Source organism: Colwellia sp. NW0002-52-1, from assembly GCF_057550865.1.
The window spans coordinates 24,987-39,104 of record NZ_BAAJLU010000004.1 but is presented as its reverse complement, the minus strand read 5'-3'; the positions used below and the strand labels follow the sequence as shown (position 1 = coordinate 39,104).

Here is a 14,118-nt window from a genome sequence, read left to right as displayed (position 1 = left end):
GCTTAGCAAGTGGGTAAAATAAACTAAAAATTATTTTGTATCTATCAGCCTGCTTCGCTATTATCCCCGTTCAAACTATAAAGGATAAATATAATTACCATGTTGTTTCGAGTATTAGCTATTGTAATCGCCTTGTCTGTTTCTGCCTGTTCTAGTTGGGTTTATCGTATAGATATTCCACAAGGAAACTATCTAGAGCAAAAAGATATCGACAAACTTCAAATTGGCATGACAAAAGAGCAAGTTAAATTTGTATTAGGAAGCCCTGTTGTTGAAGATGCGTTTAATACCGACATTTGGCATTATGTTTATCGTTTCAAGTCAGGTAAAAATTCAGATTTTAACGCAGAAAAACAATTTTCAATCACCTTTGAAGATAATAAAGTTGTAAATGCTGAAGGTGACTTTGAGATACCTGAAAGCTATTACGAGCCAATGGTAAACTAAGATTTTTTATCATTAGTTCGAGCTCTGGTTGATATATAAAATTAAGCATGTCGTTTACGACATGCTTTTTTGTTTGCAGCGTGTTAAAACCTTGAATAGTTAATCAGTTACCTTTTATAAAAAGCTAATAAACTATTACAACTTAGGCTTCATTTGCTTTGCTTCTACGTGGATCTACTCGACCACCAGTAACTTTATCTGCTCGCCCTTCTTCTTTTGCTTTTTCTGCTCGGCGCTTTCTTACTTCTTTAGGATCAGCTAGCAAAGGTCGATATACTTCAATGCGGTCTAAATCTTTAACAATATCAGTTAGCTTAGCTACACGGTTCCAAATACCCACGTTATTAACAGATAAATCAATTTCAGGGAACTCATCAACAATACCCGAAGCTAAAATAGCTTGTTCTATCGTTGTATTTGGTTCAACAATACAACTAATAATTTCTTGTCTTGTTGGCGTGCCATAGACCACTTCAATAGTAAACTGCTCTTGCAAACCGCTTTCGTCACTCATAACCTGTTCGTTCATGTAAATATAAACTCTTATAAAAAATATTAAATGCTAGCCGTAAACGTCTTTCGCACGCTGGGTGAAAGCTTGCACCATATTATTAGCTAAACTATTAAATACCCGACCAAAGGCTAAATCAAACATTTTATTAGAGAACTCATAATCTAACGCTAGTTCAATTTTGCAGGCATCATCAGACAAGGCTGTTAATTTCCAACCACCAACGAGAAACTTAAAAGGGCCATCAACTAGGCTCATTCTTACTTCTTTATTACTCACCAATTCATTTTGGGTAGTAAACCATTTTTTAAGCCCCCCCTTTGACACCAATAACGCAGCTGTCATGCTATTTTCATCTTGAGTAATTATTTTACTATCACTACAATCTGGCAAGAACTTTGGGTAAGCAAGCACATCATTAATTAAATAGTACATATCTTCTACACTGTGCATCACTAATGCACTACGGCTTATGTTCGGCATTCGCCCTCCAATTCTCAAGGGCGGTATCATAGCAAATGTCTTTTAAAAACGCATTAAAGTGAAAAATGATAAATAAGCCATTTAATTAAGCATAATTCCCCGTATAATGTTGGCAATTGCTATTTTTGGTAGTAAACAGAATGGAAATATAATGGCAAAGAAAAAAAAATCATCAAGCAGTAATACAATTGCACTGAATAAAAAAGCACGCCACAACTATAACTTAACCGACAAATATGAAGCCGGTATGAGCTTACAAGGTTGGGAAATTAAAAGTATACGCAGTGGTAAAGTCAACATATCAGACTGTTATGTCTTTGTTAAAGACCGAGAAGCCTATTTAGTTGGCGCAGAAATTATGCCGCTTAATGCTGCCTCAAGCCACGTAGTATGTGATCCTAACCGTTCACGTAAACTGCTATTAAATCGTCGAGAGCTAGACCAACTTATATTTGCCGTTGACCGCGATGGCTATTCACTTATTGCGACCGCAATGTACTGGAAAGCTTGTTGGGTAAAGTTAGAATTTTATCTTGGTAAAGGTAAAAAAGCTCACGACAAACGTGCCGACATAAAAGATCGCGAATGGGCGGTTGATAAAGGTCGCTTAATGAAAAACAAGAATTTAGAAAGATAGCTGGTTAAAAAATACCACGTTGTCTATTTAAATAAAGCGCGGTACAATGCGTTTTGTAGGCTAATTTAGTCTATAGTAAAAGAGTAAAACTTTGGGGCGGATCTAGGATTCGACAAGATTCACGAAACCCAAGGTGCATGCCGAGGGGCGGTTGGCCTCGTAAAAAGCCGCAAAACTATAATTGCAAACGACGAAACGTTCGCACTAGCCGCTTAGGCTAGCCATCGCCTCAAAAATTCTCCTATTGTTTAGAGGATCGATGGTCACCCCAAATAGGATAGCGAGGGAAGCACGCTTAAGGCTGAACCGCGAAATAGTATTAAGCTCACCATGACGAAGCCTGTCGGTTGGCGTCTAATTGGTTAAACAAATAATCGACTAAGCATGTAGTACCGAGGATGTAGGTTTTTTGGACGGGGGTTCGATTCCCCCCCGCTCCACCAAAATAAAGACCTTTTTTAGTTTATTCGTTATACCTAGTAACTTATAGATTTGGCCGCAGTTTGTTTACAAGCTGCGAAAAAAAAACCGCTTAATAGCGGTTTTTTTATGTCTGCTGTTTCAAGATTAAATAATAATTCAACCCATTTTCAGTTTTACCGAAACTCCTTCTTACAACATATTTTGATTAGACTGCACGACTACAACAAAATAAAATCAAACCCTTATTCCAATTACTAGCTGTACAAAGTATTCCAATTATTTGACAAAAAGTACACTGAGCGCTAATTTTAAATAAATTATAAAAGGATTATTAATATGGCTATATTAGATGATAAGTTGCCCCAAATTAAGGATGATCTTAATAAAATAGTTTCAGAGTCACTTCGAAACTTGTCATACATCGTATCGACTCGTGATTATTTTTTTCATAAAGAAGATCTTATTACTAATTCATTCTACTTAGCTTTTTATGAGTTTTGTAAAGTTGAGGAAGGTGCTGATGTTCCAATGGAAGCTACTATAAAAAATATAAATGAGCAGATCAATAATGCTTCAAGTGAAAGCTTTGAGACAGCAGGCTTATATGGCAACCAACTTAAAACTAAAATAGAACTTGTAATATTTAACTGGAAAAGTTTTGAAAAAAAGATTATTTCCCCTAAGAGGTGGTTAGAATGCCTTAAATCTTTGATGATCAGTATATTCTCAATATATGGAGGAGATGAAGCACATAAAGAACTTCTTGATATGGGGATTAATATCATTACAGATCAACTGCCTGCTAAAACGCATAAATCTTAGGTTTGCTCAATAAATAAGTTAATTATTCTCAGAGTAACCTTAAAATTATATCTTTTTTGGTAATATGAACAATACTGAAAATTTAAGATCCTAGCCCGTGTACTAAAATAAACCGCTACTTTATTTCAGATGGTTATAAGCTACGCAAGGAAGTATTAAATCATTTTTCCTTATAAATAACCCTGATGCATTTATTGCAGAACTAATCAACAGCCTGATACTGCCTTAAAAGCTTTAAAGGCTCAGCTATTACTTTCATCTTACGACAATGAACGTATTTTTCTAGCCGCTAAAACAAATCAACCTTGGCGTGATGATAGCGAAATTTATCATCACTGTTGGGTTCCTTCCCTAAAATTATCGGGTGTGAAGTTTCGCAAGCAGTACAATACTCGACATACCTATGCTTCAACCATGTTAATTGAAAACAAACCCATAGCATGGGTATCAAAACAATTAGTTCTTATAGATATAGCAATGACACTAAATACTCACGCACGTTGGATATCTGAAAATAATGAACATCACGAACTTAATTCGACACAATATACCTAAAATAAAACTTGCCATATTAAATTCAAATGTTATTGTATTTTTAGCATGAGCGTCTCGCTCAGCTTACTGCAATCGTTATAAAAAACATTTGGTTTGTATGCCCTTCACTGGGCGCCTAGCAATAGGCATGTGCTTCGGCCGCACCCTCCCGCTCTTCTCGTACCGAGAATAGACGTGAACGATGGGCTTAGTCATAGAAATGGTGGCTGTTTCAAATGTTTTTCGATGAATGTAACACCATTTCTTGCGCTCTAGAGTATGAGTTGACTAAGCTTTTATTGTCTTTTCTAATATCAAGGATGTAATTTTGGAAAGATTATCCCCTGTAAAAAAATCCACTGAATCAATAGCTAATAAAAATAACTTATGCAAAGCGCTTCTAATAAAAGTTAATGAATTAGATGAAGCCCTTCTTCTATCCGATGAGCAAAAATATATTACCGCCTACATCAACAAATCGAACGGTGAACAACGAAAAATACATAAGCCTCATTATAAAGTACGAAAAATTCAGAGACGTATAAACAACCAAATATTCAAAGATATAGTTTTATGGCCAAGCTATATCTACGGCTGCATACCAAATGAAATAGATGAACAAACCAAAGAAACAATACACGCAAGAGATTATGTAAGTTGTGCTTCACAACATTGTGGAGCGAAAAGCTTATTAAAAATCGATATAAAAGATTTCTTTGATAATATAAACAGCTTTTTAGTGAACAAAATATTTATCGATTTTTTTAAGTATCCACCTGATGTGTCTAAATTACTAACTGATATATGTTGTTATAAAGGAAATTTAATACAAGGTGCATTAACATCTAGTTATATTGCAGCTCTTTGTTTGTGGGATGTGGAAAATATGTTAGTTGCACGTTTACACAGAAAAAACTTAACGTATACGCGACTGGTTGATGATATTACTATTTCTTCAAAGTCATCTAACTATCAATTTGATTACGCTATATCATGTGTTTTAAATGTTCTAAATGAAAAAGAGTTACCTATAAATCAAGATAAAACAATTATAAATTATGAATCTATAACCCCCTTAATGGTTCATGGTATGAGAATCAATTTTAAAGAACCAAGATACCCTTCTGATGAAGTTAGGAGATTAAGAGCGGCTGTTCACAATATGGAAAGGTTAGCTTCTGAACCTGGCTATCGAATAACTTTCGCTTATAGAAAAGATTTTAGTCGCTGCATGGGACGGATAAATAAGCTCAAAAGGGTGAAACATTCAGCTCATAATAAATTAGTTGACCGACTAAGAAATATTCTGCCTCTCCCTGCAAAAGTTGATATCAAACGAGCAACGATAATGGTAGAAAGATTAGTCAAAGATTACGAAGCCAAAAAACATACATACTGGTACCACTGTAGATTTTATAGAGCCCACGATCGTTTAAACGTTTTACAAAGAACATATAACAAAACAGCGAAAAAATTGAGAGACAAACTTAAAGGTAAAAAGCCCGACTATGACAACAAGTAATACATCACCTAAAGAGTTTTACGAGCGATTTGCAAAAATATTATTCCGTACATTTACAGTTGGTTGCCTATTTTTATTAATTAGTATTATCTCTACATCATATTCTCTAATATTTTCATCAAATGTCAGTTATAGTTTCTGCTTAACTAATGAGTGTTTAGAAACAACAATAACTTTATTCTCTGCATCTATTAAAATATTTCAAGGCTTATTGATAATTGTTACCTCAATAGCAACCATCGGCGGTATATTTCTCGCACTAAAAAGTTACATTAACAGTTATAACAACTCAATCTTGCATAATCATATTTCCCATCTCAGTATTTTTAAGGACTTTATATTAGGCGAGTTAAATAAAAGAGATAAATTAGATATATCAAGTTTTGACATTTTTAAATGGTACAACTTGATATACAGCGAATCTAAAATCGGCTCTATGAAAATATCAACTAAGTACATCAGTGCTATAAACCAAATAAATGCAGTTATAGATTCGTCAAATCAAAAGGCTAGCATGGCAACAAATGGCTCTTTTTTATATAAAAAGCATCAAAATATATTGATAAGTGCTATGTTACCTTTAGGGGTTGAAATGTGTGTTCTCCCAAGAAATAATTTTTATGAAGTAGAAACTCAACTAATGTCGCTTGTTTCAGTTATAAATAAGGAATTTTGTAGCGATACTGATATACCTGAATTACAAAAAAGATACTATATTTAACTTTTTTAGATAAGTGACTGATAAAAAATGAATTATAAAGGTTCGATTCTCCCCCGCCTACCTAAATAAAGACCTTTTTTAGTTTATTTGTTATACCTAGTAACTTATAGATTTGGCCGCAGCTTGTTTACAAGCTGCGAAAAAAACCGCTTAATAGCGGTTTTTTTATGTCTGCTGTTTAAGAGATTCGCCATTACTAATATATAGTAATGGCGAAAACCATATGCAACATTTACAAAATACTAGCCAATGCTTTTTCTAGTTCAGCTACTGTTCGGTCAACGTTGTGCAACTTATCTAAACCAAACAAACCAATGCGGAAGGTTTTAAAGTCGGCACGTTCGCCTACTTGCATTGGTACGCCAGCCGCGATTTGTAAGCCTACTGAGGCGAATTTTTTACCGTTTTGAAATTCGTTATCTGATGTATAACTTACCACTACACCTGGCGCTTCAAAACCTTCGGCAGCTACGCTGTTTATGTCGTGTTTAGCTAGCAATGTGCGAACTTTTTGTCCTAGTTCTTGTTGCTCTTGACACACTTTTTCAAAACCATAAGCTTTGGTTTCTTTAATAATATCTCTAAAACGCGTTAGGCCATCGGTTGGCATTGTCGCGTGGTATGCATGGCCGCCACTTTCGTAGGCTTCCATAATTTGTAGCCATTTTTTAAGATCGCAAGCAAAGCTGTCGCTAGTGGTTGTATCAATGCGCTCGCGTGCTAATTCGCTTAGCATAACTAATGCACAACAAGGCGAAGCACTCCAACCTTTTTGCGGGGCGCTAATTAAAACATCAACACCCGTTGCCTGCATATCAACCCAAATAGTGCCTGAGGCGATACAGTCAAGTACCATAATGCCGCCAACTTGGTGCACAGCTTCTGCCATCGCTTTAATGTAGTCATCTGGCAATATAATACCAGCTGACGTTTCTACGTGTGGGGCAAATACAACATCAGGTGATTCAGCTAAAATAGTGGCTACGACTTCAGCTATCGGTGGTGGCGTAAAAGGCGCTTGAGTTTCATCTTTAATTTGTTGTGCTTTTAATACCGTTTCGCTACTCGGCATACCGCCCATTTCAAAAATTTGGCTCCAACGGTAGCTAAACCAACCATTTCGCACTACGAGTACTTTTTTATCACGTGCAAATTGTCGAGCAACCGCTTCCATGCCAAAGGTACCACTGCCGGGCACAACGATAGTACTGTGGGCTTGGTAAACAGATTTTAAATCAGCTGATATGTCTTGCATTACTTGCTGGAACGAACCAGACATATGATTTAATGCGCGATCAGTGTAAACAACGGAATATTCTAATAATCCATCGGGGTCAATATTGGGTAGTAATCCAGCCATATTAGGGTCTCTTTATATCGTATATATTGCATGATAGTGCCGTAGATACCGAATACTATCAATGCTTAATGCAGAATAATTAGGAATATCATACAAGCGTTGAAAATTAGTTATGCCGTTAGTCCAGAACCAAATAAGTAGCTATTTGGCCCTTATTTATCTTGGGCATTATTAAACCATTGACTAGGTCTGTTACCGACTCTCTTTACGTCACACCAAGAGGATCATTTATTTTAATTAATCTATTTAAAACAATTAACTCTGTAAATAGAGCATCATAAAATTGTGAAGATTTGCTAAGATAATATACACTCTGCCCTACTGTTATATTTTCTAGCCATATTATTCAAAAGGATCTTTTGTTGTGAATTCAGCTATTAGTAACCACCAACCACTTAAATGGTTATTTACTCTTGCTATTTTATATACACTTTACCTTGCTCAATCTTTATTCATTCCTATTTTATTTTCTGCCTTTATTGCGTTATTGCTGAGCCCTTCAGTTAAGCTACTAAAAACTTTCTATATACCTCGCGCTGTTTCTTCTGTGGTATTACTGGCATTACTCGTAGCACCTTTTAGTTTTTTAGCCTCAGAGTTAGTCGAACCAGCACAAAAATGGGCGCAGTTACTCCCTAAAATTACGGTTCAACTTAATCAGAAAATTGATACGTTAAGTAATGAGTTTGATAATAAAAAACAGCAGGCAGAAGCAGAAGTTGCAGCAAACAAAAGAAAAGAAGAAGGCTTCAGTTTTTTTGGTATGTTTTCCAGTAACAAACCCCCAGCTAAAGCACCAACAAAAAGCGATGAAAATTCGGTAGAAAAACATATTAAACAAGGCGGTATTGAGCTTTTAATTTCGGGCCTTAGTAGCGCGCCAATTTTTTTAGCTCAATGCTTTGGTTGCTTAATATTAATTCTTTTTTTACTGATATATGGCCCCTCAGTTTATCTTGCAGCGAGAAGTTTTCCTCATATCAGTAACAAGAAAAAGCTCGACTCCATTGTATATGAAGTACAAAAGGTGCTTTCAAAATATATTATTACCATCAGTGTTATTAACTTTATTCTTGGCGCAGTTACCGCTATCGCGTTTGCCTTGTTAGGTCTAGACGATCCTATATTATGGGGTGCATTAGTTGGACTCCTGAACTTTGTTCCGTATGTTGGCTCTGCCATAAGTATTGTTATTTTAACCCTAGTTGGCTCAGTTCAATTTGGGTTAACATTTTTTGCATTAGCCCCTGCTTTTGCATTTTTATGTGTAAATGTACTTGAATCACAGGTGCTTACACCTATGGTATTAGGCACAAAAATGCAGCTAAACCCGCTAGTTACTATATTGTGGTTATTTTTTCTTGGCTGGCTTTGGGGAATGCTAGGTGTACTGCTAGCTGTGCCTATTTTAGTCTCTATTAAATTAACATTAGAGCGGCTTAATTTATTTACCCATTGGGTCGCTTTTATTGAAGCCAAAGCGTAAATAAGCAGTACATTTATTCAAACACAGTTAGTTTAAACGCAGCAGAATATAAGTAAGTAAAGTTTTCATTCTGCTGTGTCAATATTTCAGGGATTAAAAAAAACGTTTTAACACACAAAAATAACCCCTTGAAATATAACAATTAAATTGAAATATAAACTTGGCTCAATGATTGCTCCACTTAAACCAGTTAATAAAAACTGTTATGTCAAAAGGAGATAATCACATGGCGACTAAAACTTCAAATACAGATAAGCAAACAAAATCTACTCATCCTATAGCTGATAAAGTACAAGGGACTTTACACGAATCTGTTGACACTTTAGCTCAAAAAGCAGCATCTACTGAAGATCGTTTACGTAATGCAGCTCAATCTAGTGGCGAAAGTTTAGCTGCTAAGCAAGCAGAAGTTAAAGAGAAATGGGAACAGTCTTCAGTAAAAAAATATGCGACTGAAAACCCTGTAGCAACTGCCGGAATAGCCTTCGCAGCGGGTGTATTACTAACAAGCCTATTGCGTAGAAAGTAATAACTAAATAGGAAGCTAACATAGTGACGATTAACGAAGATTCAGATGCTCAACACAATAAGCACACTGATGCTGAAGCGGAAAGCTTACGCCTTTTGCAAGAGCGTGAACAACTTCAAGCAGCTGAAGCTTCGTTTATTGAAACCTACTCAGCTATTGTTAAGCTTTTTAAAGTTAAACAGAAAAAGTACCAAAGCACGTTAGATCTGGCAGCGTTAGAAGGAAAAATATCACTTAAAGCCATTGCTGTATTTGGTATTTTATTATTTATAACATCGGTTATAGCAACCGTACTTTGGTGCTTAATCAATGTAGCAATAGTACTTGGTACTATGCATTTATTTTCTTCAATGTGGTTAGGTTTGGGTATAGCTTTAGCAATAAATACCTTACTCATTTTATTAGCTTTAAAACTAATGAGAAAAGTAAAACGCGAAATAGGATTTAACCGAACACAACGCGTATTTAAAGGTGACTCATGATTTTATCATTATTCAAGCAGGTCGAACATGCCAATAAGTGCGCTGCTGACTTAGCATTACTCAGCAAACTTGAGCAATCGCAAAGCCAACGTGCAAAAGAACAATCTTTAGCGCTGATCACTTCACCAAAAGGCTTAGCTGCAATTTTCACTGTTGGTTTAGCACGAGGGATAATTTCCCCAAGTATTACTCGACAGCTTAAAAGCATGGCGGTTGTATTAGGTAAAACGAATTTAGATGGCTGGTTAACCGGCGAAGAAATGCAAACGCCAGAATAGTATTTATAAAATTGGTTGTTGAAAAATTTTTAATTAGTAATGCAACTTCAAATGCCAACTTCTAATACCGACTTCTCATCTCACCGCCCAATGCTGCTCTGCGTTACAAAATCAGCATTAACATCTATTGGTTTTAGAATTAGTTTTAAAACAAGCTAATAATTAGCTTAACTAGAACCGTAAATATAAAAAAGACGCTAAGCAGCGTCTTTTTTATTAGCTATTCTAGCGATCACCTTAAATAACTAATACCTTCATTATCGGTAAAAATAAGCTTGGGTTTACGCTATTCGAAACAACGCACAAATTTTGTTGTCTGACGGATCACGCAGATAAGCTAAATATAATTTACCTGCAGCACCTTCTCGTACGCCAGGACCATCTTCACAGGCGGTACCACCGTTAGCAAGCCCTGTAGCATGCCAAGCGTCGGCTTGCTCTGGAGAATCGGCAGTAAAACCAATTGTTGAACCATTACCATGCGATGCGGCTTCACCATTAATAGGTTTAGTTAACGAAAAAACACCTTTATCCGTAAAATAAAAACAACGCCCTTTCTCATCCATTACACCTGGCTTATGGCCCATTTCACCTAAAATTGCATCATAAAATACCTTTGATGCTTGTACGTCGTTAGCGCCGATCATGATATGACTAAACATTAGCTTTCCTCTATTTTGTAATAGTTTTGCTGTTTTAAATAAAATTAACCTATTGAATAAAAACAGTAATACCGAGTTTATACAATAATTATTTGATCTTTCGAGTATCAGCATGCACGAAAAACAGCTCCCAGTACAAGAGTATTTATAATTTTACAAATCACTCGCCCCTAAAAGCTAAGGTCGTAAAATAGTAAACCGTTTATTTCCATACTTATTTGTATATTAATCAACCTATCAAATTAATCATCTGATTTTATATGACTTTTTTTAATATAAATTCTAGATTTATATTGCAAATGATAATCACTCTCATTATCATTACTGTGAATTTAATGCTTTACGGCATTTACTTGGACATATTCGTTGATAATTTGGAGATTTACATGAAGTACTCATCGCTGTTTTTGGCAATATCTATGGCAACGCCAATCACTGCATTTGCTAATGGCAGCCCTTTAGAAGTTATTGAGGTTACAGGTAGTTTTTTTAATGATTACAAAGTTGACGAAGCAAAGGGGGCCATGCGCACCGATGTTTCTTTACTCGAAACCGCACAGTCAGTTACCGTAATTTCAAGTACTATTGTTGAAGAACAATTAGCAACGACTCTAGGTGAAGTACTTACCAATGACGCTAGTCTTTCTGCGGGCTCTAAGCAACGTAACCGAGAAGTGTTTAACTTACGCGGTTTTGAGCTAAGCTCTTCAAATGGTTATTTACGCGATGGCCATCAACATTGGTCACACTACCAACAACCGATAGAAACCTTAGAAGCGGTTGAAGTAATTAAAGGCCCTTCTAGCATTTTATATGGTCAATCTGGTCCGGGTGGTTTAGTAAATATGGTGACTAAAAAGCCAACGGCTAACACCTTATTTACTATCGGTGCAGATACCGACCAAGAAGGTTCAACCCGTTTTACCTTAGATGCTGGTGGTGCACTGAACGACGATGAGTCACTTCGTTATCGTGGCATTTTAGTCAAGCAAGATGTGACATATCAACGTGAATATCAAAACGGCGATCAGCGTGAGCGAGATCGTTTCTTAGGTGCACTTGTTGTTGATTATGATGTTTCAGACGATTTATCACTGAGTGTGCATTATGACTATACCAACGACAAAGCCGGATTAGACACAGGTGGTTGGTTAAACGAAGACGGCGATTTAATTGGCGACCGTAAAACTATTCGTGATATGTCATGGGCATTCACCGACATCGACGTGGAAAACTACGGTGCTGATATTAATTATAATATTAGTGATGCCTGGCAAGTAACGCTTGGCTACAACAAGCAAACCTTTGAACGCCAACGTTTTGAATCTGCGCCGAAAAATGGCAGTACTTTTAATGTTGAAGGCGATAGCTATACTTCAAACCCTTATGATCGCTTTGACGACTGGCAATTTACTACGGCTTTTGTCGACTTTGTTGGCGAGTTTGAATTTGCCGGCGTTAGTCATCAGCTTTTAATCGGTGCTAATTCTCTAGATTATTCTTACGACCAAGTAAAAGCTAATGGCACAGCAATTACTTATTCAGCAGGACAAGTCGAGCCGCCAAAGCCTGATATTAGTTATAAAAATCCAGATAGCACCTCACATAGCGAATACGACTACTACGGCATATATGTGCAAGATTTAGTGACTTTTAATGATACTTGGCAGGTTTCATTTGGTGGTCGTTATGACAAACAAAACAAGGAAGGTGCTGATAATGAATCTTTCTTACCTAAATTTGGTGTGCTGTATCACCCTTCTGAACAAGCCACTATTTACTATAGCTACACCGAAGGTTTTGAACCACAAAGTAGCGAAAAATTAGATAACGATACTGATATCAACCATGGCATGAAGCTAGAAGCTATGGAATCCAAGCAAAGTGAAATTGGCGTAAAATGGCAACTTGTTGACGACAGACTTTTGTTAAGTGGTGCTATTTTTGATATCAGTAAAATGGGTACGTTAATTCAAGAAGATTTAATTGATTCTGCATTTGAAACTCGCACAACGCAAGCAGGCGAACAACGTCATAAAGGTTTTGAATTGGGCGCTCAAGGTGCCATTAATGACAAACTATTTATCATGTCATCGTTGATCAATATCGACGCGGAATATGAACGCGACGCATTATATCAAGGCAATACCCCCGTTGATGTACCAGAATGGTCTGCTGCTTTATGGTCACGCTACGAGCTAACTGAAAAACTTGCCTTTAATGCCGGTGCATTTTACGAAGGCTCTCGCTTTGCAGACAACCAAAACACCATTAAAAAAGACAGCTACACCCGCATTGATGTCGGTGCGACTTATCAAATGGATATTAAAGAGCATGAACTGAACCTGCGCTTTAACATTAATAACTTACTAGATAAAAAGTACTTGATTGGTGGCGGAACCACGAGTGTAACGGCAGCTGATGGCATTAGTTTTCGCTTAGCGGCTCAATTAGCTTTCTAGTGAACATTTAGTCAGTAACTCATGTTAAGGCGACACAGTTTTTGTAGGTCGCCTTTTCTGATTTGTACTTTATATACCTTTTATTAGCTTTTATTAGCAATAGCTCAGTCGCACTCAAATCACATTAATGAAGAAACAAGTAGTCATGAAACCTTCTAAAAAAACCTTAAATCTTGCCCGGCTTATTCACGTTTATGTGTCAATGGCGTTGCTGACTTTGTTACTGTTTTTTTCAGTTACGGGCATCACCTTAAACCATCCTGAATGGTTTAGTAGTCATAAGGCTAAGGTGGTAGAAAATGAACTAACGATCAGTTCCGTTACCGAGTTTGCAATTAAAGACAACCAAGTAACACCGAAGCAACAGCAACTTATTACTCGTGCAGTTGAGCAAGCTTTTGGCGTTTCTTTAACAGATATTCAACCAGAATTAATGTCGGGCGAATTGTTTTATAGCATTAAACAAGCCGGGAAAAATACCAGCATTGCCGTTGAACTTGAAACCGGCGACGCCTTTTATGAACAAACCCATTACGGCTGGTGGGCAGTGCTTAACGATTTACATAAAGGCCGAAATACCAGTAATTTTTGGGGCTGGATTATCGATCTATCAAGCGTACTTTTTATTGTTTTTGCCATCACCGGCTTTATTTTAGCCATGCCACAAAAACGTTTTCATCGTACTTTAATGGTTAGTGTTAGCAGCACATTACTGGCTATTTTAAGTATTATTTACTTTGCCTAAAAGGACTTTATACC

At 36.5% G+C, this 14,118-nt stretch carries 16 protein-coding genes and 1 other RNA gene; 13 read left to right on the top strand and 4 right to left on the bottom strand.

The genetic code is table 11. The annotated features are described in order from the left end of the window. The first annotated feature begins 99 nt into the window (after positions 1-99). Positions 100-447, top strand: coding sequence for an outer membrane protein assembly factor BamE (locus AC27H3_RS05785; protein ID WP_487104490.1), 348 nt, complete (start codon positions 100-102; stop codon positions 445-447). A 142-nt stretch (positions 448-589) separates the two neighbouring features. On the opposite strand, the gene AC27H3_RS05780 is transcribed toward AC27H3_RS05785, so the two are convergent. Then, positions 590-961, bottom strand: coding sequence for an RnfH family protein (locus tag AC27H3_RS05780; RefSeq protein ID WP_487104488.1), 372 nt, complete (start codon positions 959-961; stop codon positions 590-592). A 48-nt stretch (positions 962-1,009) separates the two neighbouring features. Beyond that, a complete protein-coding gene (locus AC27H3_RS05775) occupies positions 1,010-1,441 on the bottom strand; it encodes an SRPBCC family protein (RefSeq protein ID WP_487104486.1) in 432 nt (143 codons plus the stop codon). Between the two features lie 151 nt (positions 1,442-1,592). Here AC27H3_RS05775 and smpB point away from each other — a divergent pair, with 151 nt between their 5' ends. From smpB to AC27H3_RS05745, 6 genes are all read left to right on the top strand, one after another. Beyond that, the gene (smpB, locus tag AC27H3_RS05770) at positions 1,593-2,078 is read left to right on the top strand and encodes an SsrA-binding protein SmpB (protein ID WP_085301935.1); all 486 of its coding nucleotides are present in this window, start codon (positions 1,593-1,595) and stop codon (positions 2,076-2,078) included. A gap of 93 nt (positions 2,079-2,171) precedes the next feature. Then, positions 2,172-2,521, top strand: a transfer-messenger RNA (tmRNA) gene (ssrA, locus tag AC27H3_RS05765). 316 nt (positions 2,522-2,837) lie between these two features. Continuing rightward, the gene (locus tag AC27H3_RS05760) at positions 2,838-3,323 is read left to right on the top strand and encodes a hypothetical protein (RefSeq protein WP_487104484.1); all 486 of its coding nucleotides are present in this window, start codon (positions 2,838-2,840) and stop codon (positions 3,321-3,323) included. A 366-nt stretch (positions 3,324-3,689) separates the two neighbouring features. Then, positions 3,690-3,878, top strand: coding sequence for a hypothetical protein (locus tag AC27H3_RS05755; RefSeq protein ID WP_487104482.1), 189 nt, complete (start codon positions 3,690-3,692; stop codon positions 3,876-3,878). Between the two features lie 307 nt (positions 3,879-4,185). Continuing rightward, a complete protein-coding gene (locus tag AC27H3_RS05750) occupies positions 4,186-5,379 on the top strand; it encodes a reverse transcriptase family protein (protein WP_487104480.1) in 1,194 nt (397 codons plus the stop codon). Then, positions 5,366-6,100, top strand: coding sequence for a retron Ec48 family effector membrane protein (locus AC27H3_RS05745; RefSeq protein WP_487104478.1), 735 nt, complete (start codon positions 5,366-5,368; stop codon positions 6,098-6,100). The genes AC27H3_RS05750 and AC27H3_RS05745 overlap by 14 nt, the downstream gene beginning before the upstream one ends. 232 nt (positions 6,101-6,332) lie before the next feature. Here AC27H3_RS05745 and AC27H3_RS05740 read toward each other — a convergent pair whose 3' ends face one another. Next, complete coding sequence (locus AC27H3_RS05740; RefSeq protein ID WP_487104476.1) at positions 6,333-7,460, bottom strand: aminotransferase class V-fold PLP-dependent enzyme; 1,128 nt, start codon at positions 7,458-7,460, stop codon at positions 6,333-6,335. Between the two features lie 364 nt (positions 7,461-7,824). Between AC27H3_RS05740 and AC27H3_RS05735 the strand changes: the two genes are divergently transcribed. The 4 genes from AC27H3_RS05735 (at position 7,825) to AC27H3_RS05720 (ending at position 10,235) form a co-directional block, all read left to right on the top strand. Then, a complete protein-coding gene (locus AC27H3_RS05735; protein WP_487104474.1) occupies positions 7,825-8,946 on the top strand; it encodes an AI-2E family transporter in 1,122 nt (373 codons plus the stop codon). A gap of 226 nt (positions 8,947-9,172) precedes the next feature. Next, a complete protein-coding gene (locus tag AC27H3_RS05730; protein WP_487104472.1) occupies positions 9,173-9,475 on the top strand; it encodes a DUF883 domain-containing protein in 303 nt (100 codons plus the stop codon). 23 nt (positions 9,476-9,498) lie between these two features. Further along, positions 9,499-9,957, top strand: coding sequence for a hypothetical protein (locus AC27H3_RS05725; RefSeq protein ID WP_487104470.1), 459 nt, complete (start codon positions 9,499-9,501; stop codon positions 9,955-9,957). Further along, the gene (locus AC27H3_RS05720; RefSeq protein ID WP_487104468.1) at positions 9,954-10,235 is read left to right on the top strand and encodes a hypothetical protein; all 282 of its coding nucleotides are present in this window, start codon (positions 9,954-9,956) and stop codon (positions 10,233-10,235) included. The genes AC27H3_RS05725 and AC27H3_RS05720 overlap by 4 nt, the downstream gene beginning before the upstream one ends. Positions 10,236-10,516: 281 nt before the next feature. Here AC27H3_RS05720 and AC27H3_RS05715 read toward each other — a convergent pair whose 3' ends face one another. Continuing rightward, complete coding sequence (locus AC27H3_RS05715; RefSeq protein WP_085301923.1) at positions 10,517-10,897, bottom strand: VOC family protein; 381 nt, start codon at positions 10,895-10,897, stop codon at positions 10,517-10,519. Between the two features lie 386 nt (positions 10,898-11,283). On the opposite strand from AC27H3_RS05715, the gene AC27H3_RS05710 reads away from it, so the two are divergent. Both AC27H3_RS05710 and AC27H3_RS05705 read left to right on the top strand, forming a co-directional pair. Beyond that, on the top strand, positions 11,284-13,359 hold the full coding sequence (locus tag AC27H3_RS05710) for a TonB-dependent siderophore receptor (RefSeq protein ID WP_487104466.1): 2,076 nt from the start codon (positions 11,284-11,286) through the stop codon (positions 13,357-13,359). Between the two features lie 145 nt (positions 13,360-13,504). Next, the gene (locus AC27H3_RS05705) at positions 13,505-14,104 is read left to right on the top strand and encodes a PepSY-associated TM helix domain-containing protein (protein ID WP_487104465.1); all 600 of its coding nucleotides are present in this window, start codon (positions 13,505-13,507) and stop codon (positions 14,102-14,104) included. Positions 14,105-14,118: the final 14 nt, after the last annotated feature.

Bases quoted from the DNA above. Each gene is read 5' to 3' on its own strand.
- AC27H3_RS05785 (WP_487104490.1), top strand. From the start codon at position 100: ATGTTGTTTCGAGTATTAGCTATTGTAATCGCCTTGTCTGTTTCTGCC.
- AC27H3_RS05780 (WP_487104488.1), bottom strand. From the start codon at position 961: ATGAGTGACGAAAGCGGTTTGCAAGAGCAGTTTACTATTGAAGTGGTC.
- AC27H3_RS05775 (WP_487104486.1), bottom strand. From the start codon at position 1,441: ATGCCGAACATAAGCCGTAGTGCATTAGTGATGCACAGTGTAGAAGAT.
- smpB (WP_085301935.1), top strand. From the start codon at position 1,593: ATGGCAAAGAAAAAAAAATCATCAAGCAGTAATACAATTGCACTGAAT.
- AC27H3_RS05760 (WP_487104484.1), top strand. From the start codon at position 2,838: ATGGCTATATTAGATGATAAGTTGCCCCAAATTAAGGATGATCTTAAT.
- AC27H3_RS05745 (WP_487104478.1), top strand. From the start codon at position 5,366: ATGACAACAAGTAATACATCACCTAAAGAGTTTTACGAGCGATTTGCA.
- AC27H3_RS05740 (WP_487104476.1), bottom strand. From the start codon at position 7,460: ATGGCTGGATTACTACCCAATATTGACCCCGATGGATTATTAGAATAT.
- AC27H3_RS05730 (WP_487104472.1), top strand. From the start codon at position 9,173: ATGGCGACTAAAACTTCAAATACAGATAAGCAAACAAAATCTACTCAT.
- AC27H3_RS05720 (WP_487104468.1), top strand. From the start codon at position 9,954: ATGATTTTATCATTATTCAAGCAGGTCGAACATGCCAATAAGTGCGCT.
- AC27H3_RS05715 (WP_085301923.1), bottom strand. From the start codon at position 10,897: ATGTTTAGTCATATCATGATCGGCGCTAACGACGTACAAGCATCAAAG.
- AC27H3_RS05710 (WP_487104466.1), top strand. From the start codon at position 11,284: ATGAAGTACTCATCGCTGTTTTTGGCAATATCTATGGCAACGCCAATC.
- AC27H3_RS05705 (WP_487104465.1), top strand. From the start codon at position 13,505: ATGAAACCTTCTAAAAAAACCTTAAATCTTGCCCGGCTTATTCACGTT.